The sequence below is a fragment of the Saccharicrinis sp. 156 genome, from assembly GCF_050589685.1.
Classification (GTDB): Bacteria; Bacteroidota; Bacteroidia; order Bacteroidales; family Marinilabiliaceae; genus Saccharicrinis.
In genome coordinates, this window is record NZ_JBNGOS010000007.1 from 90,007 (window position 1) to 115,613 (window position 25,607).

At 37.8% G+C, this 25,607-nt stretch carries 24 protein-coding genes and 1 pseudogene; 14 read left to right on the plus strand and 11 right to left on the minus strand.

The genetic code is table 11. From position 1 onward, the window contains the following. Positions 1-413 precede the first annotated feature (413 nt). Together ACRD64_RS05655 and ACRD64_RS05660 are read left to right on the plus strand one after the other, a co-directional pair. The gene (locus tag ACRD64_RS05655; protein ID WP_430932256.1) at positions 414-1,217 is read left to right on the plus strand and encodes a helix-turn-helix domain-containing protein; all 804 of its coding nucleotides are present in this window, start codon (positions 414-416) and stop codon (positions 1,215-1,217) included. 218 nt (positions 1,218-1,435) lie between these two features. After that, complete coding sequence (locus ACRD64_RS05660; protein WP_430932257.1) at positions 1,436-1,987, plus strand: cupin domain-containing protein; 552 nt, start codon at positions 1,436-1,438, stop codon at positions 1,985-1,987. 270 nt (positions 1,988-2,257) lie between these two features. On the opposite strand, the gene ACRD64_RS05665 is transcribed toward ACRD64_RS05660, so the two are convergent. Next, entirely contained in the window at positions 2,258-4,753 is a 2,496-nt protein-coding gene (locus ACRD64_RS05665; RefSeq protein WP_430932258.1) for an AMP-binding protein, read from the minus strand. Between the two features lie 338 nt (positions 4,754-5,091). On the opposite strand from ACRD64_RS05665, the gene ACRD64_RS05670 reads away from it, so the two are divergent. After that, on the plus strand, positions 5,092-5,640 hold the full coding sequence (locus ACRD64_RS05670; RefSeq protein ID WP_430932259.1) for a DJ-1 family glyoxalase III: 549 nt from the start codon (positions 5,092-5,094) through the stop codon (positions 5,638-5,640). Positions 5,641-5,668: 28 nt separating this feature from the next. Here the strand turns inward: ACRD64_RS05670 and ACRD64_RS05675 are convergent, their stop codons facing one another. Further along, positions 5,669-6,196 (minus strand): DUF4251 domain-containing protein, encoded by a 528-nt coding sequence (locus tag ACRD64_RS05675; protein ID WP_430932260.1) that lies wholly within the window; start codon positions 6,194-6,196, stop codon positions 5,669-5,671. A gap of 179 nt (positions 6,197-6,375) precedes the next feature. Here ACRD64_RS05675 and ACRD64_RS05680 point away from each other — a divergent pair, with 179 nt between their 5' ends. After that, a complete protein-coding gene (locus tag ACRD64_RS05680) occupies positions 6,376-6,558 on the plus strand; it encodes a hypothetical protein (protein ID WP_430932261.1) in 183 nt (60 codons plus the stop codon). 211 nt (positions 6,559-6,769) lie between these two features. Here the strand turns inward: ACRD64_RS05680 and ACRD64_RS05685 are convergent, their stop codons facing one another. The 4 genes and pseudogenes from ACRD64_RS05685 to ACRD64_RS05700 all read right to left on the minus strand — a co-directional run bounded on the left by ACRD64_RS05685 (position 6,770) and on the right by ACRD64_RS05700 (position 11,214). Beyond that, positions 6,770-7,081 carry a T9SS type A sorting domain-containing protein gene (locus tag ACRD64_RS05685; protein WP_430932351.1) on the minus strand — a complete coding sequence of 104 codons (312 nt, stop codon included), beginning with the start codon at positions 7,079-7,081 and terminating at the stop codon, positions 6,770-6,772. Next, positions 7,073-7,219, minus strand: a pseudogene (locus ACRD64_RS05690) (hypothetical protein); the annotation flags it as partial. The pseudogene ACRD64_RS05690 and the gene ACRD64_RS05685, both read right to left, overlap by 9 nt. 249 nt (positions 7,220-7,468) lie before the next feature. Next, positions 7,469-10,459: a sensor histidine kinase gene (locus ACRD64_RS05695; RefSeq protein ID WP_430932262.1), complete on the minus strand. Its 2,991-nt coding sequence runs from the start codon at positions 10,457-10,459 to the stop codon at positions 7,469-7,471. Next, on the minus strand, positions 10,456-11,214 hold the full coding sequence (locus ACRD64_RS05700; protein WP_430932263.1) for a LytR/AlgR family response regulator transcription factor: 759 nt from the start codon (positions 11,212-11,214) through the stop codon (positions 10,456-10,458). Before ACRD64_RS05700 ends, ACRD64_RS05695 begins: the two co-directional genes overlap by 4 nt. Positions 11,215-11,756: 542 nt before the next feature. Between ACRD64_RS05700 and ACRD64_RS05705 the strand changes: the two genes are divergently transcribed. The 5 genes from ACRD64_RS05705 to ACRD64_RS05725 all read left to right on the plus strand — a co-directional run bounded on the left by ACRD64_RS05705 (position 11,757) and on the right by ACRD64_RS05725 (position 18,151). Beyond that, positions 11,757-13,622: an ABC-F family ATP-binding cassette domain-containing protein gene (locus tag ACRD64_RS05705; protein WP_430932264.1), complete on the plus strand. Its 1,866-nt coding sequence runs from the start codon at positions 11,757-11,759 to the stop codon at positions 13,620-13,622. A 436-nt stretch (positions 13,623-14,058) separates the two neighbouring features. Beyond that, entirely contained in the window at positions 14,059-14,955 is an 897-nt protein-coding gene (locus tag ACRD64_RS05710) for a prephenate dehydratase (protein ID WP_430932265.1), read from the plus strand. 4 nt (positions 14,956-14,959) lie between these two features. Next, on the plus strand, positions 14,960-16,129 hold the full coding sequence (locus ACRD64_RS05715; protein WP_430932266.1) for a pyridoxal phosphate-dependent aminotransferase: 1,170 nt from the start codon (positions 14,960-14,962) through the stop codon (positions 16,127-16,129). Between the two features lie 71 nt (positions 16,130-16,200). Continuing rightward, positions 16,201-17,280, plus strand: coding sequence for a chorismate mutase (locus tag ACRD64_RS05720; RefSeq protein WP_430932267.1), 1,080 nt, complete (start codon positions 16,201-16,203; stop codon positions 17,278-17,280). 94 nt (positions 17,281-17,374) lie between these two features. Beyond that, complete coding sequence (locus tag ACRD64_RS05725) at positions 17,375-18,151, plus strand: prephenate dehydrogenase/arogenate dehydrogenase family protein (protein WP_430932268.1); 777 nt, start codon at positions 17,375-17,377, stop codon at positions 18,149-18,151. 21 nt (positions 18,152-18,172) lie between these two features. Here ACRD64_RS05725 and ACRD64_RS05730 read toward each other — a convergent pair whose 3' ends face one another. The 3 genes from ACRD64_RS05730 to ACRD64_RS05740 all read right to left on the minus strand — a co-directional run bounded on the left by ACRD64_RS05730 (position 18,173) and on the right by ACRD64_RS05740 (position 19,826). Then, a complete protein-coding gene (locus tag ACRD64_RS05730) occupies positions 18,173-18,709 on the minus strand; it encodes an RBBP9/YdeN family alpha/beta hydrolase (RefSeq protein ID WP_430932269.1) in 537 nt (178 codons plus the stop codon). A gap of 125 nt (positions 18,710-18,834) precedes the next feature. Then, positions 18,835-19,413 carry a MarR family winged helix-turn-helix transcriptional regulator gene (locus ACRD64_RS05735; RefSeq protein WP_430932270.1) on the minus strand — a complete coding sequence of 193 codons (579 nt, stop codon included), beginning with the start codon at positions 19,411-19,413 and terminating at the stop codon, positions 18,835-18,837. Positions 19,414-19,592: 179 nt separating this feature from the next. Further along, positions 19,593-19,826 (minus strand): hypothetical protein, encoded by a 234-nt coding sequence (locus ACRD64_RS05740; protein WP_430932271.1) that lies wholly within the window; start codon positions 19,824-19,826, stop codon positions 19,593-19,595. Positions 19,827-20,093: 267 nt separating this feature from the next. On the opposite strand from ACRD64_RS05740, the gene ACRD64_RS05745 reads away from it, so the two are divergent. The 5 genes from ACRD64_RS05745 to ACRD64_RS05765 all read left to right on the plus strand — a co-directional run bounded on the left by ACRD64_RS05745 (position 20,094) and on the right by ACRD64_RS05765 (position 22,596). Next, positions 20,094-21,164: a CNNM domain-containing protein gene (locus tag ACRD64_RS05745; protein WP_430932272.1), complete on the plus strand. Its 1,071-nt coding sequence runs from the start codon at positions 20,094-20,096 to the stop codon at positions 21,162-21,164. A 370-nt stretch (positions 21,165-21,534) separates the two neighbouring features. Then, positions 21,535-21,732 carry an antitoxin Xre-like helix-turn-helix domain-containing protein gene (locus ACRD64_RS05750; RefSeq protein ID WP_430932273.1) on the plus strand — a complete coding sequence of 66 codons (198 nt, stop codon included), beginning with the start codon at positions 21,535-21,537 and terminating at the stop codon, positions 21,730-21,732. A gap of 31 nt (positions 21,733-21,763) precedes the next feature. Then, entirely contained in the window at positions 21,764-21,943 is a 180-nt protein-coding gene (locus ACRD64_RS05755) for an antitoxin Xre/MbcA/ParS toxin-binding domain-containing protein (RefSeq protein WP_430932274.1), read from the plus strand. Continuing rightward, a complete protein-coding gene (locus tag ACRD64_RS05760) occupies positions 21,940-22,233 on the plus strand; it encodes an RES family NAD+ phosphorylase (protein ID WP_430932275.1) in 294 nt (97 codons plus the stop codon). Before ACRD64_RS05755 ends, ACRD64_RS05760 begins: the two co-directional genes overlap by 4 nt. A gap of 99 nt (positions 22,234-22,332) precedes the next feature. Continuing rightward, the gene (locus tag ACRD64_RS05765) at positions 22,333-22,596 is read left to right on the plus strand and encodes an RES family NAD+ phosphorylase (RefSeq protein ID WP_430932276.1); all 264 of its coding nucleotides are present in this window, start codon (positions 22,333-22,335) and stop codon (positions 22,594-22,596) included. Here the strand turns inward: ACRD64_RS05765 and ACRD64_RS05770 are convergent, their stop codons facing one another. Then, the gene (locus ACRD64_RS05770; protein ID WP_430932277.1) at positions 22,597-24,048 is read right to left on the minus strand and encodes a TrkH family potassium uptake protein; all 1,452 of its coding nucleotides are present in this window, start codon (positions 24,046-24,048) and stop codon (positions 22,597-22,599) included. 84 nt (positions 24,049-24,132) lie between these two features. After that, positions 24,133-25,473: a Trk system potassium transporter TrkA gene (trkA, locus tag ACRD64_RS05775; RefSeq protein WP_430932278.1), complete on the minus strand. Its 1,341-nt coding sequence runs from the start codon at positions 25,471-25,473 to the stop codon at positions 24,133-24,135. Positions 25,474-25,607: the final 134 nt, after the last annotated feature.

The following is a 25,607-nucleotide window of genomic DNA, read 5'->3' on the forward strand; positions in this document are numbered from 1 at the left end:
CGGACAAACATTTATTTCGTAATAAACAATCTGCATTTATTAAGTAATAATTATTAAGCAATAATGATAATTCCCATACCTAACAGGTTTAAAAATCCTGTTAGGTATTCAACCCATAAAATAAGCCTTAATAATTCCTCCTTTCGCTACTTTTCAAAATTAAAGCGTAACATGCATTCTTCACGCTATTGCGGGAAATAATTGTAATAAGTTATAATAAGATGGAAAACACTTAGTAGCGACATACTTACCGACATGCAAAACAATTTACTACAACAAATGTTAAGTTGTTAGGATAAAAGCTTTTAATTACACATATATTAAAATTGCTTGTAACAAACGGAGCCGTTTTCAAGTTTTCAAATGCTTACATATGTTGGAACATATGAATAAATCGATAAACTTAATCTTGGATGATAAACAACGAAATCAAAATATCAAAAATTGTTCAACACGAAATATCCAAACCAAAGAATAATTACTATTCGATCATTTGGATAACCGGAACAATAGATGGATTATTGATTGATGGGGTTTTCTATGAATACATCTCAAACACCTTATTCTTTCTAAATCCCAAATATCAATGGAAAATTTTAACAGGGGACGACATTTCTTCCAAAGGATACGTGATGTACCTGTCAGATAACGTGCTGAACGAGCCATTCCTGAACAAACTGAAAATAAATGAAGCCCGGATTTTGCATTCTGATACCATACACAAAACTCAATTGGCTCCGGGTATCGAAATTAGGGTACAAGCTGTTTTGGAAATGTTGGATGAATTATTGACTACAAATCTGAATCATAAGGAAGATGCCATACTGGCATTGATAAATACTTTTTTTATCTATTGTGATGGACAGTGCAACATCAAATCGACCATTGACAACCACAACAGTAAAGCTACTTTGGTATATAAATTCAAGAGGCTCTTGAGCAAACATGTGACCGAAATACAAAAGGTGAATGAATATGCCAAAATACTGAATATATCATCCACTTATTTAAACGAATGCATACGCGAAGTACTGGGGGTAAATGCAAAAAGTTTGATTATTGAACAACTTGTCATGCGAACCCGCCATGCACTGAAATTTACCGACAAGCCCTCCAAAGAAATTGCCTACGAACTAGGTTTTTCCTCACCCGATTATTTCAGCTCTTTCTGCAAAAATCATATCGGCTACTCGCCTTCCGAGTACAGAAAAGTGTAAAGGTTTCCAAATTCTAAGGTTTTACCCCCATTATCACATTTACATCTAACCGCGTTCCTTCTATCTTAGCTAAAACAATTAACTGGTACAGATATTCAATGGCCATTTATATGGGGTGTATCAGGCACCCTAGGTACTGACATTTCCCAAATAAACGTGGAAAATGGCAAGGCGATATATTTGAAGGATCTAATTGCTAATTAAGTAAAACTTGAAATATGGACAGAAAGACTTTTTTAAAGAAAACCGGAATGGGATTAGGATTGGCTGTTGCACCAATGTTAGCAAGCAGTCAAATGACCACAGTTGAAAACAAGATGGATAAAGTGTTAAATCCCAAAATTATCAGAGGAGAAGAAGGAGATGTTCTCAATGTGATTGGTGATATTCAAACACATAAATTATTAGGGAGCGACACGAACAACCAGATTGTTGAATGGGTTGACAATGTTGGACCTGGAGTTGGGATTCCGCCTCATATCCATACCAATGAAGACGAAATATTCAGGGTTATCAAAGGGAGTGTTGAAATAATGGTCGATGGCGAAATAAGTGTGTTAAATGCCGGAGACATGGCCTTTGCCCCCAAAAACATCCCACATGCGTGGAATGTAGTAGGGACTGAAATGGCTCAAATGATTACAAGTGCTTTTCCCGCAGGAATAGAAAAAATGTTCGAGGAGCTGGCAAATCTTGAACCCGGGAAGCCTGATTTTGAAAAGGTAGCACAAATATGTGGAAAACACGGAATCACTTTCTTACCGCATTGAATTTAACCCGGATTATGTATTAGAGGTACGTAATAAGTATTTAAAATACGATAAAACAAGGAGTTGCTGAAACGAGGCATAGCATCGTTCTGGTGAGTTGAAGCAACTCTGTGAAACGCCTTGTTTTGAAGTAGTTTAATTGCGTAACAGGATTTCTAATGCATATTGCGGGTTTAAACTCAAAACAAAGGAGGGGTCCACATATGAATCCCTCCCTTATTCTGACATAACTATTTTTTTCACTTCAATACAATCGATTTTCTTCCCCTATCACCGAACGCTCTCATCTAGATTAACAGGATTCACCGCCAGCTTCTTGCTAATTTTATTGTGTACCGCATTGGAAATAGTTTCATAAGTTTCTTTACCCGGCATAACAGGCTCTAAGAACTCGACTATCACCTTTTTAAATGGCCTGGGGAATTTACTCCCTTTAGGTAAGGCATCATACGCACCCTTTATGGATACTGGCACAATAGGAACGTTCAGTTCCCGGCTCAAAATGGCAAAAGTCTTCTTAAAGTCACCAATTTTACCTGTCTTGGTACGTGTTCCCTCAGGGAAAATAATCAGGTTCTTTTTTTTCTTTAAGGCCTCACCCAGTTTTTGGATGGATTCTTTCAAATCTTTGTTTAAATCCATTACAATAACATGATGGCGGTTGGCAATAAACTTGAGCCAACGTTTGCTCACATGTTTTTCCTTGGCATAAAAATAGGTATTCTTAATAACCTTGCTCCGTAAAAAGGAGGCCACGAACAAACCATCGAAATAACTTTGATGATTCGGTGCAATAATGCATGGCTCATCCGGAATATTCTTTAATCCCTTTCCTTTCAGACGGAAATATAAACTGAAGAATGCTTTGGACACCTTAACCAGTGTCCTGCCTGTAAACCACGTTTTTGGAAGCGAGAGATGAACCTTTTCTTTTAGAATATGGGTCCAATCAATCTTCTCCACCTCCATTTTACTGCGGTGTTCCTGAATGAATTCGCTCAGATGCAAAACACTTTTAAACCTTACTAACTCACTTGGGTCAACATCTACTCCAAATGATGATTTCAAGAATACCTGCAAACTCACCTTATCCAAGGAGTCTAAACCTAAATCCATCTCCAGATGGTGTTGAGGAAGAACCTTTTTACCCTTTTCCTGAGTCAGGTATTCTGATATAATATTGAACTCCCGGCTTTCTATCTTTACTTCCGCTATTTCTTCTATTTCTTCTACCTTTTCTAAATCAGCCAGTTTGAAGCGTCGGATTTTACCCAATCGGGTTCTGGGTAACTCTCCATCAAAAACCGTAAAATCTGTTACTTTTTTATAGGATGAACAACTCTTATTATACTCATCAAAAACCTTCCATTTAATCTGCTGGTGTAATTCATGCGCATCCGAAAACCGTGTTTTTAATTCGTTGGATGGCACAACAATGGCTTTAAACTGATCGCCCGATTGGTACACCCCTAATTCCTCAACATAAGCAGCATAATGTTCCAGTTTCATTTCAATCTCAACCGGATTAATGTTTTTACCGTTCGATAGAATCAGGATCTCCTTTTTACGGCCGGTGATATGCAAAAAACCTTCTTTGTCAAAGTGCCCTAAATCACCGGTATACAGCCATCCATCTTTCATTACCTCAGCTGTTTCCTCCGGTCGGTTATAATATCCTTTCATTATGTTTTCGCCTTTGGCCACAATTTCTCCGTCACGTATTTGCACTTCACATTTGGGTAAAACGAAACCGGGAGAACCTACTTTAATATGTCCCGGACGGGTAAAGGTAATCATGGGCGATGCTTCTGTCATACCATATCCTTCGAGCACGTTAAACCCTAATGTTTTGTAGTCCTTCCCTACGGCTTGATCAAGCGCAGCTCCTCCACAAATCATAAAGCGAATACAACCCCCAAACTTTTTATGGGCAGCACCAAAAACAAATTTAGAAAACGCTCGCGAATTTATTTTCTCTGCTAATGCAAACAAAGTCCCGGCTACTTTACTCTTGTTAATTTTATCTTTAATCCCCTTATGTATAGCCGAAAACAATCTAGGAACCCCAAGTAAAAGCGTAATTCTATTGTCTTGTAATGTTTTTATAATGTCCTCAGAAGCCATGGATGGGGGAATTGCCGCCATCGCTCCCATGTGCATGGGTAATATCATATTTCCAACAAGTCCAAAAATATGATGCAACGGCAGCAACATCAGAACCCTGTCATCCGCCTGATAAATATTAACATCTTTGGATACTGCCTGCATATTAGCCAGGAGATTTGCGTATGAAAGCATAACCCCTTTAGGCGTTCCTGTGGTACCTGAAGTATATATGATTACCGCAGTTTTTTCATCTTTAAATTCCAGGATTGGAAATTCGGAAAAACCGTCCGCATTGGATTCTTCATAATCATCAATTACAAACACTTTGGGCGAATAATCCAACTGCTTGGTAGCGGCTTGCAAATCATCCAGTTTTCCCTTCGAAACAAACACCACCTCCGGTTTACAATCATTTAAAATGTAGGCCACTTCATTAACCGTGCTCATAAAATCAACCGGAACCACAATAGCGTCATTGTTCCAAGCCGAATAAAAACTATAAACCCACCCTTCGCGATTCTCAGAGAAGATACCTACCTTATGGGTTATCGTTGCCCTATATAAGGAAGAATATAATTGTACCTTCTTCCCTAACTCGTTATATGTAACCGTTCGTCCAGACTTTACCAGAGCGGTTTTCTCTCCCTGTTGTAAAAACATATTATATCACTTATGTGAAAAAATTATAAGGTATCTCCCTAAGCGGAATGTAAATACATGACGATAGTTAAATGAGATGTATGATGCAATGCTGGCTAAACCCATTCACTTGCCGTTATTATGTTAATGCGTTAATTAGCTGTCAAATATATACATTTTCCGTATGTCACCATCATATTTTAAAACGAACAAGCAAAACTTAACATTGAAACCATGGAATACCTATGTTTAAACTCTTAGGAATGAGAATTGTTTGAATTCCGTTGGCTTTGTTTTGAACTTCTCAACTTCTATGCTTAATTTTGATGTTAGATTAATTTCCTTTTAAATAGACAAAAATGAAGAAAGTATATATTTTTCTAGCTGAAGGATTTGAAGAAATTGAGGCCATAACACCCATCGATGTATTACGAAGAGCTGAAATTGATGTAACCACTGTTTCCATCTCGGACAAAAAAGAAGTGACAGGAGCACATAATATAATAATTATTGCAGATCGGATCTTTACCGAGAGTAATTTTACGGATGCCGATTTATTGGTATTGCCAGGGGGAATGCCCGGAACTTTAAATCTGAACGAACATGAAGCTTTAAAGGAATTATTGGTTGATTTTTCCAACCGGGGAAAATTGATTGGTGCTATATGCGCAGCACCCCTTGTTTTAGGCGAGAAGGGCTTGTTGAAAGGTAAAAATGCAACTTGCTATCCCGGTTTTGAAAATCAACTTATTGAAGCTAAACATACCGGTTCACCATTAGAAGTTGCTGACAATATTATAACGGCCAAAGGGGTTGGAGCCGCTATGAAGTTTGCCTTACAGCTTGTTAGTATGCTAAGGGGAAAGGAAGTGGCCTACGAGCTGACTCAAAAGATGGTGATAGAGTAATACCCGTTTTCATTTATTTCAATCCATATCAATTCTCGTTTTCTTTCCATTCCCGAATATCACCGCTATACGAAATACTGCTGCGGTTATTGCTCGAAATGCTTAAGGTTGCACTTTCCTTGCCCATTATTTCTATGAAACATTGATAACGGTCGTTTTCCCCATTGACCATAAATTCAATTCTAATTCTTCTTTTCCGCTCGTTGACCTTCATCTTCTTATCCCGGATATTTTCTTCTGCATAAAAGCCACCTCTTTCGCCCGGCGTCACCTGGAATGCTCTGCCAAAATAAGGCATATGCATATAAACACTATCGTTTCTTAACCGAAGGTGATTGGGATTTGTGATCAGGTCAACATTTGAATAGCCCAATGGATATGCCCAATCTGCCACAAACTCAATAGGCTTCTCTTTCACCATAACCACCAATTCTTCAAAAGCTTCCAGCTTTTGCAATCGCTTTTCCGTTTTTTTACGATCGACACCTTGCCCCCATAACATGGTAGTCCAAGCCACCAGTACGATCACCAATAATATTTTCAATAACCTTACCATAACTATTTAATTACTAAATTACTTAATTAAGTATCAAATTTAATACCATAAGTTAAAATTCTTATGGCCAATCGCACATCTTTCTTTAAGATTTTTATAGAATATGTTTTGAACAAACATAGCGTATATGAATATCGAAACGTTTAATTACTTTTGCAACAATTTATCAGCATATCACCATGAAGAGCGATTTCTCCAAGAAATGTTTTGTCTGCGGAAAAGAATTGGAAAAGGTAGAGTTCAAGAACAAAGCAACCAACCTGCCCGTTTGTTATCAATGCAAGGGTACCGACCTGGAAAAAGCCAAGGAACAAGAAACACTTGACTCCCTGGCTGATGGTTTTGTATGCGGATGCATTTAATTGGTCCTCAGCGAGCAATAAACCATTTGCAGGATGCGTTATGCGCAAGTGAAGAGCCATGAGTTTTGAATGCATCAATTAGCATCAAAAAAAATCATTGAAATGGCCGTCTGACTGGCAAGACAAGAGCTTGTGCAACAACAAAAATTTCTTCTAAAAAAACAAGCCAGTGAAAATTAATCCACTGGCTTTAACAACTGATTCCCAATGGCTATTTTAGAATAACCTTATTAATCTGTGAAGCACTCGTTACAGTATCAATTACTTGAATTAAATAAATTCCGGATTCGCCGATATCATTCAAGTTTAATGTCCTTGATTCGGAATGCTCCTCAGAATACAATAGGTTTCCTATAAAATTATAAACTTTTACAATCTTCGGGGACAATCCATCAAAGTCTATGTTTATTATCCCGGAAGTTGGGTTTGGATAAACAGTAAATTCTATATTTTCACCAATACTAGTGTTATCTGTTGTTACACCATAGTTCCTATACAACTCACTTATCTCATCTGTAGACAATGGTCTGTTGTAGATTTTAATATCATCAATTTTGCCCATAAAATAATTATCTGCATCAGTCCACACCTTACGTGTACCTATGTACCCTGACGGGTCGCGACATCCTAAGTTAGAACCGGGCTCCCGTAAGTTAGCATACTCAGTCCCATTAAACCCGGATTATGTACTGGAGGTTCGTCATGAGCATTGCAAGTACAATAAAACAAAGCATTACTGAAACGAGGCATAAACTTGTCCCGATTACTTTCGGGAGCATCGTTCTGGTGAGTTGAAGTGATGTAACGAAGTGTCTTGTTTTAAAGTAATTTTAATGTGTAATAGAATTTCTAATGCATATGGCGGGTTAAAATAAATTGTGTTGGAGTTTCTTAAAAAAGAATTAACGTATCAATTGAGAACCTTATCCAGGGTAATTATAACCTTTGTCCCTGTCGGATTGTTGCTTGCATCTTTCAGGTCTGTTATTTCCATACAGAAATTATTCGTTTTAAATTTCTGGTTTAAGAGCTCTAATCGTTTTTGGGTAATATTAGTGGCTTTGCCATTGCCCTCATTGTGGCCTGTATTATTTTCTCTCGCTTTTTCCCTTCCAATTCCGTTATCCGTAATTATGATGAGCATATTCGCGTCCTTTTCATCAATTTCTATTTGAACTTTGCCAACTCCATCCTTTTGCAATAGACCATGTTTGATGGCATTTTCAACAAAGGGTTGAATTAGCATGGGTGGAATTTTAATCCCTTCGGATTGGAAATTATTCCTGATTTGATAGGTAAGTCTATCTTTAAAGCGCAGTTTCTCCAGTTCCAGATATTGCCCAATAAATTTCACCTCATCATCCAATTTAATGAACTCCTCACCTAAATTACTTAAGTTCTGCCTGATAACCCCAGATAGATTGCCTAGATAAGTTAAGGCTTCCTCAACATTTTCCATCAAAATAAAATATTGAACAGAGTTTAACGCATTAAAAATAAAATGGGGATTCAATTGCCCTTGTAAACTCCGAATCCGAATTTCATTTAGTTGATGGTTCAGGTTTTGGCGTTCCTCCGCATCTCTTTTTATACAATTTATGCGCTTGTTAATGAAATAATATAAAGCGAAACCAACAGTTAGAATAACCAACACATAAAACCACCATCGCTGCCAAAATGCCTTTCTTATCTTAAACTGAATGCTCTCTTGTGTAATTGAGCCATCCTCCATATTATTCACCTTTATGTCAATAGCGTATTTTCCAGACTTCAACGATTCCAACCTAATTTCATTACCTCTATGCCATTCATTACCATTAATTCGATATTGATACTTTAAATTCCTGGTACTAGGAAACTTAATACATTTAAAACTAACTCGAATGTTGTTCCGAGAATGTGACAAGGATGCTCCATTTAAAGAAGCTACCCCATCTCCGTTTACAAGAATATCAGTTCTGATTATTAAGGGTTCTATTGAAATGTTCTTGGGATCATCAATGTAAATCAATCTCTCATCATCAAACACATACAAATTACCTTTTGAATCAACCTGTGGCTTCTTTGATAGAATATAACTGTAACCATTGTGCTTATTGTAGAAGAATGGCATTAATCTCTCACCATTGTTACTCAACTGTCGTACCGGAACAATATTCAATCCCTTGTTTGTCCCTAAATACAAATAATCTTTGTGAAACTTCAACCAGTTAAACTTAGTCCCCATCAAACCATTCTGGTTATTAAACCTACTCTTCACAAACAACGAATCCTCAAACCCAACATTAAATAAGTTACCGTCCACAGAGGTAGACCATATTTCTCCATCAGGTGAAATATCCATATCTGTAATAATATCATCAAATCCATTGGTGCTATTCAATTCGAAACCTTGATTATTGACCAAAGCAAACATTCCATGGAAGTGTGATGGAAATAATAAGGTATCTCCTTTTTCTACTATCTTAACCACATCTCCTATTTTTGCTGCTACACCCTCTAAATCAGCGAAACAAATAGAATCCTGAAAATTTAAAAAACACCTTATGGATTTATAATCTCCTATAGCATAAGCTTTATCTTTTAATATAGAAAATTTACCAGATTCAAAAGGAAAATATTCTTTGAAATCGGGAAATGATAACGAACCTTTGTTGGTCATAAGGTAGTGTTTATCATTCGTTGCTATAAACTTTAAAAACTTTAGTTTATAGGAAGGGTTGATAATTCTAAAATACTCTTCAAGATTTTTGGTTTTCCTAATTTGATTTATCTTCTCCAAAATTATTTTCTCGATTTTAGCAATCGAATGTTCTTCCTTAAACCCACTGTTATATTCCTTGTAAATGTAATTATCAGAAATCAGGTATTTGGTTGCATCAATTTCGGAAACATCGGTTACGTTGCTCTGTTGAGATATTTCCTGATAGTTAAAGGTACTCCTGGGAAAAGCGTAAAGACCATCTCCTCCTGCCCAAGTTATGTTGGTAACCTTATCATGTAAAATAGACATAAAAGAATGACCTTTAATCTCATAAGGCAATTCTTGTAATCTTCCTGTGTTGAGGTTGTATTTTTTAATACCTCCTGAATATAAATCATGTTCTCCCCATCCCGCCAGCAAAAGGTTATTATCGTCTTTTGCCATATCCCATGTTAAAAAAGTTGATGACGGATTTATAACACTTGTATCTGAATGAACATCATTAATGCGCCATTTATATATATTTGTATGTTCATTACAAAAAATAGAGTCACCAATTATTTCAATGCCAATTTTTGAATATTTGAGTTGCTGTATAGTGTGATATAAAAACTCCTTACATGAATCTTTAACCACTTCATACATACCACCCCCACTGTTATGAACCGAAAAGAACAATCTGGCATGTTCTTCTTCAATAGCTAAGACAGAACATTTCCTATTGCCCGTGCGAGGGGAGTCAATTCGTCTGAATACAGAATCCTTAAAAAAGAACAATCCGTCATCTGTCCCAACAAATAGCGTTTGATGCTTTGTTGAATAATGAAGCTTTCGAATAGAGTTATTGTATTTTTCCATTTCCATGGTATATGATGCAACCACAGAATCATTCCTAATCAAGTTAAGTCCCTCTTTATAACAACCTACCCACATATTGTTATCATCATCAACTGCCAACGCCCAAGCATAATTGCCCAATAACCCATTCCTTTTCTGAAAGTTGACAAACTTTTCCCCATCATATTTAGATACCCCATTATTGGTCGCTATCCACAAATATCCTTCCTTATCAATAACGAGGTCTTGAACAGCGTTGTCCGCCAACCCATCTGCTTCCGTAAATCGAAGGTAAGGCTTATATTGTGCCAATAGAGAAATCGACAACGAAATTGTTATGAAGAAAAATATCCACCTCATCCGCTAATCAACTTTTGAATATCCTTTGCGAAGGCAGAAACATTCCTTACAGCGACCGGAATTTTCTCACCGCTTCTTAAAATAACATAACTTTGTTTACCCTTGGTAAACTTCTGGATATAATGAATATTGATCAAGTAAGACTTGTGAGTCCTGTAAAATTGATTTCCCGGCAGCAACAACTCAAGGTCTTTTAATGGCTTGCTGATGGTTATTTTCCTCCCAGAATACATTACCGCTACCGAATATGCTTGTTCAGCATAACAGTATTCTATATTACGAGAATTCTCCATTTCGAACCCATCACTTACTGGGAACATGATATTTTTTCCATGGTACGAAGCCGGACTAACGGCATTTAGGTGTTTTTCGAGGTTCAATCTTGTTTGTTTTTCTTCAATATTTTTCCTGACCTTCTCAATTGCCTCTGACAGTTCCATAAAATTCACAGGTTTCAACAAATAATCCGCTGCATTTTTCTTCATTGCATCAATAGCATATTCCGAGTATGCAGTCGTGAAAACTATATGGAAATCAGGATTCGAAAAGGTATCATATATTTTAAGCCCATTTTTCTTCGGCATTTCAATGTCGAGAAACACTAGGTCAGGTTTTTTTTCCTTTATTAAGTCAATACCTTCATCTAAATTGTAGGCAGCACCAACAACTATAACGTTAGTATCAACAAAATCTGTAATTAGTTTTATTAAACCTGATATGGCATCTTGCTCATCATCAATTATAATTGCTTTCATATTTCGTAACTCACAATTAGGTATCTGCGAGTATACTCAATTATTAGGTTAGATACAATTCATAATTTCTTATCGTAGATTATTTAGGGTTAAACGTTGCAATTAATAAAAAGACAAACCGTAATTTTAATTTCATACTCGATACAAAAATTGAACTCCAATGTCAGAAACAAGGACATCCGATCCTTGTCAAATCCAATTAATGCCTTAATAATGTATCATTTGATGACGTTTTAATTCTACACCTTGGAGACATAAGAAACTGCAAACTTGCTTATAACAAATCATGTTAATTTGACAAACGATATAGAATTGTGTAATTTATAGATTTTACCTATGACACCACCAATGATAATTACCCTACACAAACTATTTCAACATAAACAACTCCGGTAGCAAGACCTTTAAAAGGTCATCGGTTTTATAAATACGAAGAGATAGAGTAAATACAATTGGATTCGCTATTTTCGCACTTGTAAAAATAATGAATCCATATTAAGCTAAAGGCCATTATATTGGCCAATAGCTATAAGCACAATCATATGAATTATTTATCTGTAGAGAATTTAACCCATCATTGGGGCGATATACGATTATTTGACAACTTAACGTTTGGTGTTTCGGAAGGACAAAAAATAGGATTGATTGCCCGAAACGGGACTGGAAAAACCACCTTACTTAATATTTTGGCGCATGTGTTACCCAACGAAAGCGGTCAAGTAACATATAGAAAGGGAATTTCCGTTGGATATTTACCGCAGATTCCCGTTTTAAACGACGGACATTCAGTTATCGAAGAAATCTTTGCCTCAGACAATCCGCAAGTTTTGGCCATTAAAGCCTACGAAAAAGCGCTGGCTGATGAAAACCATGAAGAGCTCGGGAAATTGATTGAGGAATTGGACAAATTAGGTGCCTGGGATTTTGAGTCTCGCATCAAACAAATTCTCACCGAACTTAAGATTACAAATTTCGATCAACAGATCAGCCAGCTTTCCGGTGGTCAGAAGAAGCGGGTTGCCTTGGCCAACCTGCTTATTAATGAACCTCAGTTTATAATTCTGGATGAACCCACCAACCATCTTGATTTGGAAATGATTGAGTGGTTGGAAACCTATTTGGAACGGTCAAAGTGCACACTGATGATGGTAACCCACGATCGTTATTTCCTGGATAGAGTGTGTAACGAAATCATTGAGCTCGCCGATCAAACCCTTTATACTTACAAAGGAAACTATCCATTTTTTCTGGAAAAAAGAGAAGAACGTATCCAATCCCACAATGCCCAGGTAGAGAAAGCAAAAAACCTGCTAAAAACAGAGCAAGAGTGGATGAACCGTATGCCACAAGCCCGAGCCACCAAAGCCAAATATCGCATTGACGCTTTTCACGATTTAAAGAAAAAAGCACATAGTGGAATGCAGGAGCAATCCATGAATTTAGATATCCAATCGGCACGTTTAGGCAAAAAAATTATTGAATGTCATAATGTGAGTAAGGCTTTTGACGATCTTAAAATTCTCGACGACTTTAACTATAAGTTTGCCCAAGGAGAAAAGGTAGGCATCATTGGCAAAAACGGAACCGGAAAAACAACCTTTTTAAATACTATTACTGGTGCTTTGGAACCAGATTCGGGTTACCTGGAAACCGGAGAAACCGTTGTTGTTGGTTATTACCGGCAGTCCGGGATGAATATTGACCCAACAAAAAGAGTTTTGGATGTAATTTCGGATATATCGGAACACATCACTTTGGGTTCGGGCAACTCCATGAGTCCGGCCCAATTCCTTCGCCATTTTATGTTCGGTAACGAGATGCACCATGTGTTGGTGGACAAGCTCAGCGGCGGAGAGAAGAAACGCTTATACCTGATGACCGTATTGATGACGAACCCCAACTTCCTGATTCTGGATGAGCCCACCAACGATTTGGATATCTTTACACTCAATCTGCTTGAAGAATATCTGCAAAACTTTAAAGGCTGTGTGGTCATCGTTTCGCACGACAGATATTTTATGGATAAGATTGTAGATCATCTATTTATATTTGAAGGGCAAGGGGTTATCAAAGATTTCCCCGGCAACTACTCTATATACCACGACCACAAAATAGAACTGGAAAAAGAAAGCAAAAAAGTTGAGAAAATTAAAAAAGAACCTTCCAAACCTGCTCCAGCCAAGGAAAAACCTAAGAAACTATCCTTTAAAGAAAAAATGGAAATGGAGCAGCTGGAACAGGATATGGAAACGTTGAATAATGAAAAAGCGGATATCGAGGAAGCATTAAATTCCGGTACGCTTGACGCCGAGATGCTCACCGAAAAATCAAAACGAATTTCGGAAGTTATAAATCTGTTAGATGAAAAGGAAATGCGTTGGCTGGAGTTAAGTGAGATTGAAGGATAATGTTGAAACCGCCATTGACAAAGATCAGCTCACTTATGAATAAATATACATTCTGGCAGAAAACAATAATCTATCGTTAAAAGGGGCGTAACTCTTACGATATATCAGCATGCAAACGTAAAAAATAGTTATTTTTTAGAGCAAATATTTTTGTTCCGAATTTTTTATACTACATTTGCCAGCATAAACAAAAGACAAATGACCCATTTTGCATTTTTTTACAGCTTTTATTTTTACTTTTTTGGATTCTGTAATCAAAAAGAGGTGGGTAAATAGTATATAAATTTTCAAAAGAAATTTAAAGTCCCGCCTCAATGAGGCGGGACTTTTTTATTTTCTGGCGCTGGCAACAACAGCATTATTAACAAAAAGGTTGACACCATAGAGCAACAACGATGCTGCAATACTGTAACAACCTTATCGTAAAAAAACAATTATGAAGAAAGTAGCAATTCAAGGAGGAGGAGGTTCAAACCATGAAATAGCAGCCAAGGCATATTTTGAAACAAATGACATTGAAACGGTTGAGTGCGACTCTTTTGAAGAACTTTTTTCCACATTAAAGAAGGATAATTCCATCTATGGCATTATTGCTATTGAAAACACGTTGGTGGGTAGCATCCTGCAGAACTATACTTTATTAAAGGATTCCGGACTGGTGATAATCGGCGAATACAAATTGCGTATTAAACATCAATTACTTGCTTTACCCGGACAAAGTATTGAAGACATTACAGAGGTTCACTCTCACCCCATGGCCCTGGCACAATGTAGTGAGTTTTTTAAAAAGTATCCTCATATTAAAATGATTTCACGCGATGATACAGCATTAAGCGGTAAGTGGATTCAGGATAATCAATTAAAAGGGATGGCAGCTATTGCTCCCGAATTGGCAGCAGAAAAATATAAGTTAGATATTATCGCCAGGGATATAGAGACCAACAAAAGAAACTTCACCCGCTTTTTAATTATCTCTGATAAGGGAAAAACTGAAGTCGAAGAATTGTTGATTACGCAAAAGGTAAATAAATCCTCTTTAGTCTTTGCTCTCCCGCATTCTGAAGGAAGTCTGTCTAAAGTGCTATCCATTTTGGCCTTTTATAACATCAACCTATCAAAAATACAATCGTTACCGGTTGTAGGTCGCGAATGGGAATATTTATTCTATATCGATTTAGTATTTGAAGATTACAACCGATATCTGCAATCATTAGATGCTATACGTCCCTTGACCAAAAACTTGAAGAGCTTGGGCGAATACCACGTAGGTAAAAGATCTTTTGATGCAGTAAGTAACGACAACAAACCTCTTTCGGAACAAAAAACATTTTAAAGCCATGGCAATACAACCCGCCAATCGCATCAGCGAGGTAAAAGAATATTATTTCTCCAAAAAACTTAGGGAGATAGATGAAATGCGACAACAAGGCATACAGGTGATTAACCTGGGTATTGGAAACCCCGACCGCCCGCCGCACCCTGAAGTTCTGAAGGAACTTAATAAGGCTTCGTCAGAAAAAGGAAATCATGGCTACCAGAGCTATATTGGTATCCCGGAGTTAAGAAATGCCTTTGCTTCTTGGTATAGACAGTATTTTGAGGTTGCGCTTGATCCTGCCAAAGAAGTGTTGCCACTGATGGGTTCCAAGGAGGGCATCATGCATATTTCCATGGCTTTTTTAAATAAAGACGATAAGGTGCTGGTGCCTAATCCCGGCTACCCAACCTATGCTTCCGTTTCTAAATTAGTGGAAGCCGAAATGGTGACGTATGATTTAGAGGAGGAACTAAATTGGCAACCTGACTTTGAGAAACTGGAAAAATTAGATTTGTCGAAGGTGAAATTAATGTGGGTGAATTATCCCAATATGCCTACAGGCGCTAACGCAACCCTTGAGTTATTTGAGAAGCTGGTTGCCTTCGGTAAAAAACACAACATACTTATTTGTAACGACAATCCGTACAGTTTTATCTTAAACGATAATCCATTAAGTATTTTCAGGATAGAAGGAGCCAAAGATACTTGTATCGAACTTAACTCTTTAAGCAAATCCCATAACATGGCCGGATGGCGTGTGGGAATGGTCGCGTCCAATCCGGAATTTATCCAATATATTCTTAGGGTAAAAAGCAACATGGACAGTGGCATGTTTAAGCCCCTACAGTTGGCAGCGGCAAAGGCTTTAGGCTTAAAAAAGAGTTGGTACGACGAAGTAAATAAGGAGTATTATCAGCGTCGCGAATTGGTATGGAAAATAATGGATATGCTGGATTGCAAATACGACAAAAACCAATCGGGCATGTTTATTTGGGCTAGAATACCTGAGCAAACTGAATCCGCTGAAAGATTATCTGACCAGATTTTAAAAGATGCACATGTATTTATTACTCCGGGAAGTATTTTTGGACAAAAAGGACAACGATATATCCGTATATCCCTTTGCTCAACACAAGATGTATTAAAAGAATCAATTGAAAAAATAAAACAGAACTTACTATTAAAATAATTTCGATACAGAGTGGTATAACCTGTCACTTGATGTCGTCACTTTTTAGAGAGAACAAAAAATACAATAAGATGGTAAAATTAGACCTTGAAAAAATTAGCCTTCCAGGACTTGACCTTGAGCGTCCTTGGGTAATCGCCGGCCCTTGCAGTGCCGAAACCGAAGAGCAGGTAATGGAAACTGCTACACAATTATCAACAAATGGCTTTAAAATTTTTAGAGCTGGAATCTGGAAACCAAGAACTCGTCCGGGTGCTTTTGAAGGTGTGGGAACCATCGGTTTGCCCTGGCTAAAAAGGGTAAAAGAAGAGTTAGGACTTTACGTGGGAACAGAAGTTGCCAATGCACACCATGTTTTCGAAGCTATCAAACACGGAATCGATATTCTTTGGATAGGTGCAAGAACAACTGCTAACCCTTTTGCCGTGCAAGAAATTGCAGATGCACTTAAAGGTGTTGATATTCCGGTATTAGTAAAGAATCCTGTAAATCCTGATTTGGAGCTTTGGATTGGTGCTTTGGAGAGAATAAATCAGGCAGGTATCAAAAAATTAGCTGCGATTCACCGCGGATTCTCTACATACGATAAAACCAAATACCGTAATCATCCACAGTGGCAAATACCTATCGAGTTGAAACGTCGTTGTCCGGAGTTACCTATTATTTGCGACCCCTCCCATATTAGCGGCAAGGCTGAGTTGATTTACGAGATTTCTCAGGAGGCCATGGACTTGGGTTTTGATGGGCTATTGGTAGAATCGCATCGTTGCCCGGAAAAAGCATGGAGTGATGCCAAACAACAGGTGACGCCAGTGGAACTGAAAAAAATTACGGATAAAATAGTACTTCGAGAGCCTAAAATCGGTGAAAAACCCAGAGTTACTTTGGATGAGCTACGCCAGGAAATTGATAAGTTAGACAACGCAGTCCTGGATACACTTAAAAGGCGTATGGAGATTTCCGAAGCAATCGGTACTTATAAAAAAGAGAATAACATTACCATTTTACAAACCCGACGTTACGATGAAATTATGAACAACCGTAAAGAACGAGGTTCCAAACTTGGTCTGTCAGATGAGTTCCTAACCAAACTTTTCGAGAGCATTCACGAAGAGTCCGTAACTCGTCAAAACAAAATAATGAATCAATAATTCAGCCGAGAGTCCGCAGTCTTCAGTATGCAGTGATGTAAAAAACTGCCAGCTGTAGACTGCAGACTGAAAGCTGTAATCTGTAGACTTAATTATGAAGATCTGTATATTGGGTGCCGGAAAAATGGGCACGTGGCTTACCGATGCACTTTGCCTCGACCATGAAGTGGCCATTTACGACCCCAACCTCGAAAAACTAAAGTATATTTTCAACACACAACGTTTAACCAAACTTGAAGAAATTATAACATTTGAGCCAGAACTGTTGATAAATGCAGTGACGCTGAAATACACCATTGCTGCCTTTAAAGAGGTGGTACCGTATTTGCCAAAGGGTTGCATTATTTCAGATATTTCTTCGGTAAAAACAGGTTTTCAGGAATATTACGAAGAAACGGGCATGCGCTATGTTTCTACTCACCCAATGTTCGGCCCTACGTTCGGAAATTTAAAATCGTTGAGGGAACATCATGCCATCATCATATCTGAAGGCGACCATTTGGGGAAAGCGTTTTTTAAAGATTTCTTCGGAACGCTGGGGTTGAATATCCACGAATATACCTTTATCCAGCATGATGAAACTATTGCATATTCGCTGTCCATTCCTTTCTCCTCTACCCTTGTTTTTGCCGCTTGCATGAAAAAACAAGACGCCCCGGGAACCACATTCCATAAGCATCTCGATATTGCTAAAGGCTTGTTGGGCGAAGACGACTATCTGCTTTCCGAAATACTATTTAATCCGTTCACGAGCGGACAGGTGGAAAAAATCAGGTTAAAACTGAAAGAACTATTGGCTATTATCGAACACAAGGATATGGACAAGATGAAATCCTTTCTTTCCGAAGTCAGACAAAACATCGAAGATTAGGGTCCACATCGACTTCATTAATTAAGCCGTATTAACCAAATTTTCGAGTAACTTTTGACCTTCGGCCCATTCCCCGATGTTAGAGTCGGAATTAATATGCCCGGCTTTGCCAACAGAAACAAATTCACTTCCCCAATCCTGAGCCAATTTTTCTGATTCCTCAATGCTTGACCATTGGTCGTTGATGCTGGCCACCAAAATGGTTGGGAATGGAATTTTGGACTTGGGAACGGGCAAAAAAGAATCCAACCCATATTCCGGCGGCACACTTTCCACATTTGGAGGAGCTACAATAAAAGCAGCTTTTATCTTCTTTTGATATTTATGCACCCAATGAGATAAGGTTATGCCACCCAGACTGTGGGTTATAAAAACAACCTGGGACAAATCCAGCCCAATAGTAGCCTCCTCGATGGAAGCTACCCACGCATCGCGATTGGGACTATCCCAATTAGCTTGTTCTATTCGCTTGCAATTGGGTAATATCTTCTCAAAATGACTTTGCCAATGGTTTTCATCCGAATTTCCTAATCCCGGTAAGGTAAAATAGTATATCATGTATTATTGATTATAATAAATTTGAACACTAAACAACGACATTCCTGAAAAGTTATTGGTCGACACCTACATTATCCTACTGTTTAAGTATATTTAATAGGCTTTTATTTAGGTATGCAATGTATTCAGCTCCTATTCGTTTCAAACTCATCACAATCGAGCCTAATCTCATAACCCAACAATGGTTTTTCCATTAAGTTACAGTAATGCTTTCCTGATTGATTGGAATAAAACCGACAAGCATAGCAAGTTCTTTGTACACTGATAATTCCAGATTGGTTTAAGTGGTAAATAATTTGCGTAATGGTTTGATAGAATTCGCTCGCGTTATGTTCACTCATTGTTTGAAGAACCGGCAATAACGGTTTTGCGAAACCTTTTAATTCAAGAACCAACTCCTTACCTTTTTCAGAAATAATTAAGGAGTAGCTTCTACTATCCGATAAAAAATAAGCCTTCTTAACGAGTCCTTTATTGATCAACACCCTAACCGCATCGCTTATAGTTGGTTTGCTCAAATTAAACTCAAGAGCTAACTGGCTTACGGTACACAAATCCGTTTTGTGAGTTGCGACAAATAATAATATCTGAATTTGAATGGGGCTTACCCCATATAACTTCGCTTTATTCCAATATAAAGTTTTAAAGACCTCTGAAATACGTTCTAGTCCATCTACTATCTTTTTATTCAAATCCTCACTCATGTGTAGTATAAATTTGCGTAACCAAACAAAGTTAGCAATCCTCACTTAATCAAACAAAAGATAAAATGGATCACGATCAATTGGATATATTTTCAGTTTATATTCTATTAAAATCTGATTAAAATAAATAGGTAGTTAAGATTCACATAAGGACTCCTAACTACCTGTCGGAAAAAAAATTAAGCTTTTACATCTTCAATTGAAGCGCCAAAATTTAAATGTAGCACGTTCCCTGTTGGAGTTAACAATGCAGGTACAGACCTTACCCCTGCCGACTCTGCTTCCGGAATTCTGGATTTGTTCTCACCAAGATGAACGATGTCAACGTTTGACTCACCAATAAGCCCAACGATTTCCTGTTCGGCACTAACACAAACCGGACAACCGGCATGATAAAAAATTGATTTTTCCATGATTACGATTGTTTTAACAGTTACAAAAAAAATATCAAGACCAATTTAGTAAGGATTCCTTACTTTATCAAGTGTTTTATCCATTCATTTTTTTTATCAGCCACCTAGTCTTGCACAAAAGCACCTTTATCCTCTAATTTACTACAGGTTACAACATACTAAGAGTTGGCAATAAAAATACTGCTTGATCCGGTTTTAATATTTAATGGTGATAAAATATGGGCGATTGTTAAGGTATAGGTAAAATTGTATCTTTATTAGAAAAACATGATACTTCTTTTTACTTATTTGTTTCTTGCTTTGTTTGTTTCGTTTTTATGTTCCATCATGGAATCTGTACTACTTTCAACACCGCAATCTTTTTTAATCACCAACCGGGAGAAGGGTAACGAATGGTCAAGTTCTTTCCTCGAACTTAAAAATAATATTGACAGACCTTTTTCAGCTATTCTTTCTTTGAATACAGTGGCACATACGGTTGGGGCTGCGGGTGTTGGTGCGCAGGCCATAAAGGTATTCGGAGAGGCTTCTTTTGGGATTGTGTCGGCCATATTGACCATTCTGATACTCATAGTGACCGAAATTATCCCAAAAACCATGGGTGCCTTATATTGGCGAAAGCTGGCCAAATTTACCTTTTTCACCATCAGGGTGATGATATTTATTACTTACCCTTTGGTATTGATGTCATCGTTCATTTCCAATTTATTTATAAATGACAGGAAAGAAAAAACCGTCAGCAGGGAGGAAATTGGCGTTTTAGCCAGCATAGGAGCAGATGAAGGAGTTTTTTCGGAGAAAGAGCAAAAGATCATTCAGAACGTATTAAAATTAAAAGACATTAAGGTAACTAAAATTATGACGCCAAGAGTGGTAGTGGCTGTGGCGGACGAGAATCTTAGTTTGGGAGATTTTTTAATGCGCAAGGATTTTGTTAAGTTTTCCCGCATACCGGTATATGCCGAAAATGACGAACACATAACAGGTTATGTGTTTCGGCAAACCGTATTCGAAAAGCTGGCGGTTGACGAACACAACATGAAGTTAAAGGATATCAAAAGGGATATCCTTATTGTCCCTAACTCCATTGTACTTTTTTCTTTATGGGAAAAGCTGCTGGAGAGGAAAGAACATATCGCATTGATTGTTGACGAATACGGTGGCCTGGATGGCATCGTGACTATGGAAGATATTATTGAAACCCTGTTAGGCCTGGAGATTGTTGATGAAACGGATATGGTAACCAACATGCAGGAATACGCTCGCCAAAGATGGAAAAACAGACAGGCCAAGTATAATATGTTGGATAAGTTAGGAAGAGGGGAAAGAAGTGAGTGATGAGTTGTGAGTTGACATGACACTAATTTATGTGCAATATTTTTGAAAATACCATTAAACGAAATTATGCCTACAGTTATTTTGATTCATTGGCCAGAACTAATCAACTTGACCCCACATTGTTTTCTGTTTTGATAGTAGAATCCGCAAACCACAGTGAAGAGAATCAAGCTCCTCTATTACAACTTTTAAAATCGGATGCTTTTGAATTCGATTCTGGCCCCCACAAAAAGCTATACCCTATACTCAAGCCTTTTTGTGAGGCAAATAATTGAAGTTGAATCAATGACATCAAAAGACACACCTACTCGAACCAAGTCAACTGTCGGCAATTATTCGTAATTTGTCGTACTTTACAAAAAGTAAAATCATGAAAGTAGCTGACATAACATATGATTCACTTGATAACAAAGGCGTCTTTAAACTTATTGATACCACAAGAGAAGGAGTAAACTATAGTACTTTTGAAGAATTTTCATTGTCTTATCCCTTAAGCTCTTCGGATTGGTCAAGAATATTAAACATGTCGGAAAGAACAATGCAGCGATATAGAAAAGAAAAAGTTTGATTCAGTTCATTCGGAAAAACTTCTTTTGACCATGCTTTTGTTTTCAAAAGGTTTTGAAGTTTTTGGAGAAAAAAAGAATTTTCTATCTTGGCTATATTCCAAAAGTATAGCTTTAGGAAATATCAGACCAATTGATTTATTAGATAATTCGTTTGGCATAAACCTGGTAAAAGATGAGTTAATAAGAATAGAACATGGAATTTTAGCATGATAGTTTACCGACTTGCTAATAAGAAGTACTCACAAGATCTATCAGATACCGGTACGGAAATAACTGGCGGAAGATGGAATTTCAAAGGAATAAAACTGCTTTACACTTCGGATTCAAGAGCCCTGTGCATGGCTGAAGTAGCAGTTCATACACCTATTGGGATTATGCCCAAAAACTACTATTTAACTACTATAGAAATACCGGATTATTCAGATATCGCAAAAATAAAAATTGAGTCTCTACCCAAAGACTGGAGGCTGTTTCCTTATTTAACCCGCAATATGCATTAGAAATTCTATTACACATTGAAATTACTTTAAATCAAGACACTTCGTTGCATCAACTTCAACTCACCAGAACGATGCTCCCGAAAGTAATCGGGACAAGTGATGCCTCGTTTCGGTAAGGCTTTGTTTTATTGTACTTGCAATGCTCATGACGAACCTCCAATACATAATCCGGATTTAAGAGCAACACAAGAATTTGGAAATACCTTCGTTAATAACCACAAACATCTTTATATCAAAGTGCCATCTGCAGCAGTACAGGGCGACTTTAACATTTTAATCAATCCTCTTCACCCTGATTTTAATGAAGTTAAAATTATCAAAACAGAGAAATTTTATTTTGACGAACGGTTATTCAAAAAATAATTAATTCTTCCAAAAATGCGGGGAAAAAAGGAGCACCACCGTAAAAATCTCCAATCGCCCTATCAGCATCAAAAAACTCAAGAACCACTTACCAAGGTTCGGGATATGGGCAAAGTTGGCTGCCGGCCCTACCTCTCCAAGTCCGGGTCCAATATTACCAATACAGGTTGCAACTGCACCTATTGACGTATTCAAATCATATCCCATAAAGGACATGATTATCATACTGATACCTACTATCAACATGTATATAACGATAAAGGCTAATACGTTTGTAATAATGGTAGGAGATACGGCTTTGGAGTTAAATCTGACAGGAATAACTGCATTTGGGTGGATCAGTCTCTTTAATTCGAAATAAGCATTTTTCAATAGCAAAACAATACGTACCACTTTAATCCCACCCCCGGTAGAACCTGCACTACCTCCAACAAACATTAACATAAACATGATGATACTTAGGGTTGGAAACCATACGAGGTAATCGGCCGTAGCATAACCCGTTGTTGTAATTAAGGAAACCACCTGGAATAAGGCATCCCTAAAAGCTTTTTCTACATTTGTTACATCACCCGAAACAAACAGTACCGCAGCTACCAGCACGGAAACCAGTAGTACAAAACCTAAATAATACTGAAATTCCTCATCTTTAAACACCTTTTTTATCTTACCATGTAAACCGGCATATGACAATGAAAAGTTGGCACCAGCAATAAACATAAAAAGGATAATCACATACTGAATGTAAGCGGAATCGTAAAAGGCCACACTGGCCTGTTTGGTAGAATAGCCTCCTGTGGCCATAGTGGTAAACGAATGACAGATCGCATCGAAATAAGTCATCCCGCCAGCCCACAACAAGATAGTTTCAACCACCGTAAACAGCACGTATATTCCCCAAAGACGTTTGGCCGTGTCTGCAATACGCGGGCTTAATTTTTCGGCTACAGGCCCCGGAACCTCCGCCACAAATAGCTGCATCCCCCCCACGCCTAGCAAAGGCAAAATAGCCAATGAAAACACGATGATCCCCATTCCTCCCAGCCATTGGATAATGCTTCGCCAAAACAATATCCCATGAGGCAAAGCTTCAATATCGTTTAATATGGAGGAACCTGTGGTAGTAAAACCCGACATGGTTTCGAAGAAGGCATCTGTAAAGGAAGGAATGGCTCCGCTCAAATAAAATGGAAGCAGACCGAAAAACGAGAAAACAATCCATACCATAGAAACTATGATATATCCCTCACGCTTTCCTATATTTTTCTCTGCCTTATGATTGGTGGCAAATAGTATCCCACCGATAGAAATACATATTAACGCAGACCAAAGGAAATAAGGCAAGTCGTACTCACCGTAAATTGCGGCAACCACTGAAGAAAGTAACATAAATGCACCTTCTACTACCAGAAGAAGCCCCATAATAAGCAGGACTATTCTACCATTTAACATACCAAAGGATAGTTTATCTTTTCGAAACCAATAATGAAAGGCACAAATTTACTCCGCTATTTTAGATATGCAAAAAATGTTTGATTAAAGAAACATCTTTTCAATCTTTCGGATACCCGAAGGCATGGCAAAAACCACCACCTTATCGTTCGGAATAATTTGCGTGTTACCTGTTGCAATGATGGCAGTTCCGTTTCGGATGATTCCTCCCACATTTACATCTTTCGGCAACTTCAGATCACTTAATCGGCCTTTAATAATTTTGGAATCTTGCGTGGCTACCAATTCCAGCACTTCTGCTTCTGAGGCGATCAGGCATTTTACGTGCGAAACACGAGCTCTAACGGTATAGCGATAAATATAACTTGCGGCAATCAGTTTTTTATTGATCAACGTTCCTATACCAATATTCTCGGCCAAATCGATGTAATCCATGTTCTCCACCTCGGCCACTGTTTTTCGGATACCCATTTTTTTGGCCAACTGACATGCCAAAATGTTTACTTCTGAGTTTGAGGTTACTGCAACAAAGGCATCCATCTTTTTAATACCTTCATCTTTTAACAACTCAAGGTTTCGGCCATCCCCGCTAATCACCAAGGTATTCTCCAGGGTATCTGCCAGCTTGGTGCTTTTATCGCGGTCAATTTCAATCAGTTTCACGTTATAGTCGTCTTCTAAACGTTGCGCCACTTTTTTACCTATTCGGCTACCACCGAGAATCATCACATTCCTGACATCAAAATGCTCTTTCCCTGCGTCCTCCATTACCTTTAGGGTTCCTTCGGGAGTTGTTAAAATGTAAGCTAGGTCATTGTGTCTGAACGATTCATTACCGCGAGGAATAATAGTTTGCCCGTCCCTGTTGATGGCGACCGTATTATATAATTTGGTCTCGTGCATTTCTGCTACCTCGGCCAAGGTTTTATTTACAATGGGTGCATTGGCTCTAATCTTAATCGCATATAAAATCAGTTTACCATCAGAAAAATCAATTTGCTGTCGGATACCCACTCTTTTTAAAGAGGTAGCAATTTCCTTGGCGGCCAATTGCTCCGGATAAATCAGTTCGTCCACCCCTAACTGATTAAAAAATTCCTTGTTTTCGGGTAATAAATATTCGTAGTTGTTAATGCGGGCAATAGTAACCTTGGCACCCAGTTTTTTTGCCAGTATTGCCGACAATATGCTTAACTCCTCGTATGGAGGAACGGCAATAAACAAATCGCAGGCCGCTACATTGGCTTGCTTTAAGTCCTCAATAGAGGAAACCGACCCAACGATCGTCATCAAGTCAAAATGAGCGTCAATCTGTTGAAGACGTTCTTCGCTATCATCAATCAAAATAACATCATGATTGGCATGGCACATCATTTTTGCAACATGTGTACCTACCTCCCCTGCACCTGCAATAATAATTCTCATCGATTACTTTTTCTTAAAACACAAATACGAAAAACCGTATTTAGAAAACCGATGCAAATTTATAAGATAAAAATTAAAATTGTCCACCATTAACAATATTTATTGTAACACCCTATTTATTTGCGCAGCAAAAC